Here is a 3,810-nt window from a genome sequence, read left to right on the forward strand (position 1 = left end):
ATTCCCTGGAGGCAGTGCTTCGACCGATGGCGTTGTAGTAGGAACAGACTATTTTGGGACAACCGGAACCGCGACTGCTCCTTTTGATGGTGGACGAACAACTACTCATGAAGTAGGGCACTGGTTGAACCTCAGACATATTTGGGGAGATGGAAAATGTAGAAGAGACGATTTTGTTTCAGATACTCCATCCTCTGATGATCCAAACTTTGGATGTCCGGGTTTTCCAACAATCAACTGCAGAACCACGGATATGACAATGAATTATATGGATTATACAAACGATGATTGTATGTACATGTTCAGTAATGGTCAGAAAGAAAGAATGCGTGCCTTATTTGGTGCCGGAGGAGTACGAGAAGCTATGGCACCCTAGGTCGCCGGAGTAAAACCAAAGTAAAAAGGCATCCAAATGGGTGCCTTTTTTTGTAGTTTTAATATACATGAAAACAGTCTTCTTAAGTATAGTCCTGCTCGTTAGCGCATATAATTGCGCTCAAGAAAACTTGGATTTAACCTATCTCGCCCAGACGCGCGGATTTTTTCTTCAAATAGAGATTCACTCCAGTACGTTAAAAGTAACCCATTCTAGGGGCGGCGAAACCAAGGAAAGAGAATTAACCCAAAGAGAACAGGATGAATTAAAGAATATATTGGCCCATACTGACTTTGAAAAGGTGAAAACTACCGAAAGTACCAAAAGTTATAGTGATGCCGCGGCCATTGCAAATTTGTCTTTGACCTTAGATGGAGAGCATGGCGAATTTGATTTTGACCATGGAAGCCCGCCAAAATTGTTGGACTCATTGGTCCAAAAAATCATATCCCTTTCGGAAAGAACGGAATGAAGCGGTAAGTTAACCGGAATACCATAATCTCAGGTAACTAACTTCAAAAATAGCTGTTCATCAAGCCTTTAAAGAGGGGTATCCTTTAAACAAGAAAGGTCTCCAAAGCTACCCCCAACTCCTCTAAAACTATGATATTAATTACGGAAATCAAAGAGGAGAACGTAAGTGCCCGGTAATACAATCAAAGGTATTACTGTCAACTTCTTTTTCGTAATTTCAGAGGGTAACCAAACAAACCATGTTCCGCTTCTTCCGCCAAATCCGCCAAAGACTGCTGACTCACAACAAATTCAGCAAGTACCTGTTGTATGCCATAGGGGAAATCCTTTTGGTTGTGATCGGAATCCTCATAGCATTGCAAATTGATAACGCAAACGAATACAGGAAAGAACGAGGGGAAGAAAGGGAATTACTGTTACAACTGAAATCCGAGTACCGGAGCAATTTGGAACAACTGGAATCAAAGATGGATTTGAGAAACAAATTGATATCCGCTTCCTATAAGCTTCTGGATTATGTAGACCACCCGGATGAGAGAAATATCGATAGTACGCTTAAGTACCTAGGTTTTACCATACTTACACCCACTTTTGATCCCATTGTAAATGATATTATCAGCTCGGGCAGGATCCAGTTGTTGCAGAATCCCCGTTTGAAAGAATTACTATCCCGTTGGACCAGTGATGTGGTGCAGGTCACGGAGGAGGAAATCGTTTGGTTGACATACAGAACGGATACTTACAGGCCCTTTCTGGAAGAAAATGTCTCCATCCGGACATTGACCTATCACAACTGGAAAAATGGCTTGCTACAGTCTTTTCAGTTAGACAACGCCCGAAATACCGAATTCAAATTAACAGGGTCCCGGCGGGATTCAGACTTATCCGTTTTGCTGGACAATCCCAAATTCGAGGATAAAATGGCCGTATGTCTCGAACTCAATATGCTTACCAACAGCCAATCCCTAAGTCTGAAAAAACGAATCACGGATATTCTGGAACTCATTGAGCAAGAACTGCACCGGTTTAATCCGTAATATATTTACTGCCTTCATTACCAGATCCTCCATCCCCTGCTTTTAATACCCTATGGAATAAATCCACCCGGGAAACAGGCCCTGCACCGAAGGGGTATTTATCCCAATTCCCTTAAATTTAACGCTGATTTGAAAATTCCCGGAAACGAGTTCTTATGAAAAAGCTCCTCATATTGCAAATGCGGCCCGAGGATGCCACCGCCGACAGTGAGTTTGAGGCCATCCTCAGGGTTGGCCGGCTGCATCCAAACCAGATACACCGCATCCGGTTGGAACAGGAAACCCCCGATGTAGATCTGGATGAGTTCGCCGCGGCAATTGCCGGGGGAAGCCCCTTTGACATCAGCACCCCCGAATCAGAAAAAAGCAGGGTTCAAAAGGACATCGAAGCCTTTTACGAAAAGTTGTTTGACCGAATGATCCCCACCGATTTTCCCTTTTTGGGATGTTGTTCGGGAAACGGTTTATTGGGCCGGTATCTTGGAACTCCCATCTCAGGCACTTATTCAGAACCTATTGGAAGCGTGAACATCCGTCTGACGGATGTCGGAAGACAAGACCCGCTGCTAAGGGGGTTGCCCGAAAACTTTGACGCCCTGGCCGGCCATAAAGAAGCCTGCGACGAGGTTCCACCGGGGGCCGTACTCCTGGCCTCTTCCGCAACCTGCCCGGTACAGATGTTCCGGGTTGGAAAAAACATCTACGCCACCCAGTTCCACCCGGAGGCGGACTCGTGGGAATTTATCCTCCGAATTAAAACCTATAAAGACTACGGCTACTTTGAGCCCAAAGAGGCCGATATCCTGATTGATGCCGTGCGCCATGCAGATACCCCCGTGGCCCGGGAAATCCTTAGGCGGTTTGTACAAGCTTATAAAACTCCTACCCAAAATTCCTGAGACCCCATACAGGGTTAATCCATACTTTTATAAGGGAGCTGAAAAAGTAAACAAGCGGTTTTTTGTACAGAAATATTTTTAACCTCAACACATCAGATGAACATAAGTGCAAAATCGATCAGGGCCTTTATCGGTGCCCGAAACTATGATGTCTCACGAGCCTTCTACCGGGATTTAGGCTTTGAAGAAATCATTACATCCGAAAAAATGTCGTACTTCAGGGCTGGAGCCTTCGGATTCTATTTGCAGGACGCCTATGTAAAGGACTGGGTCGATAATTCAATGATTTTTCTTGAAGTAGATGATCTTGAGGACCACCTGAAAGCCTTAAAGGTCCTCGGATTAACCGAAAAGTATAAAAACGTGCGATTATCGGGGATAGTACACAACGACTGGGGCAGTGAATTTTTCCTCCACGACCCAAGTGGAATCCTCTGGCATTTCGGGGCATTTAATACAACGACATGAAAGAGGTGTAAAGATAGTCCCTCACAATGATTTTAAGGCACACACAAGATGCAAAAACCCGCACAGGCGTGCGTATATGCACAAACCTATGCGGGTCTGTTGGGCTTCCATTTACACACACTAAACCATCTCCACCGGCACTTTCAATTCTTCAACTTTCTGAATAACCTTGAGGGTTTTTAAAACGGAATCGGGCGTTACCGAGACAGAATCGATGCCCTCCCTCACCAGGAATTCTGAAAAATCCGGAAAGTCTGAAGGTCCCTGTCCACAGATACCCACTTTTTTTCCGTGTTTTTTCGCGGTGGACAAAAGCATTTTAATCATGGCCTTTACCGCATCATTGCGTTCATCATATAAGTGGGCCACCAGACTGGAATCCCGGTCCAGGCCTAAGGTGAGCTGAGTCAAATCATTGGACCCAATAGAAAAGCCGTCTATCATTGGGGCGAACTGATCCGCCAAAATGATATTTGAGGGCAATTCAGCCATAAGATAGATTTCAAGTCCTTTCTTTCCCCTTTCCAGGCCATTCTCCTTCATGATACTCAAAACC

The 3,810-nt window shown here is 44.8% G+C and carries 6 protein-coding genes; 5 read left to right on the forward strand and 1 reads right to left on the reverse strand.

The genetic code is table 11. The features are described from left to right. From WBV75_RS03055 to WBV75_RS03075, 5 genes are all read left to right on the forward strand, one after another. Positions 1–376, forward strand: a 376-nt coding sequence (locus WBV75_RS03055) for a M43 family zinc metalloprotease (protein ID WP_424119185.1), incomplete at its 5' end; no start/stop codon positions are given. Positions 377–443: 67 nt separating this feature from the next. Then, on the forward strand, positions 444–848 hold the full coding sequence (locus WBV75_RS03060) for a hypothetical protein (protein ID WP_424119186.1): 405 nt from the start codon (positions 444–446) through the stop codon (positions 846–848). Positions 849–1,089: 241 nt separating this feature from the next. Then, a complete protein-coding gene (locus tag WBV75_RS03065; RefSeq protein ID WP_424119187.1) occupies positions 1,090–1,887 on the forward strand; it encodes a DUF6090 family protein in 798 nt (265 codons plus the stop codon). Between the two features lie 155 nt (positions 1,888–2,042). Further along, positions 2,043–2,786, forward strand: coding sequence for a glutamine amidotransferase (locus WBV75_RS03070; protein WP_424119188.1), 744 nt, complete (start codon positions 2,043–2,045; stop codon positions 2,784–2,786). Between the two features lie 96 nt (positions 2,787–2,882). After that, positions 2,883–3,254 (forward strand): glyoxalase, encoded by a 372-nt coding sequence (locus WBV75_RS03075; RefSeq protein WP_424119189.1) that lies wholly within the window; start codon positions 2,883–2,885, stop codon positions 3,252–3,254. 120 nt (positions 3,255–3,374) lie between these two features. Here the strand turns inward: WBV75_RS03075 and WBV75_RS03080 are convergent. Continuing rightward, positions 3,375–3,810 (reverse strand): putative PEP-binding protein (locus tag WBV75_RS03080; protein WP_424119190.1); only part of this gene is annotated, 436 nt, incomplete at its 5' end.

Origin of the sequence: Robiginitalea sp., assembly GCF_049588695.1 — a bacterium.
GTDB lineage: Bacteria > Bacteroidota > Bacteroidia > Flavobacteriales > Flavobacteriaceae > Robiginitalea.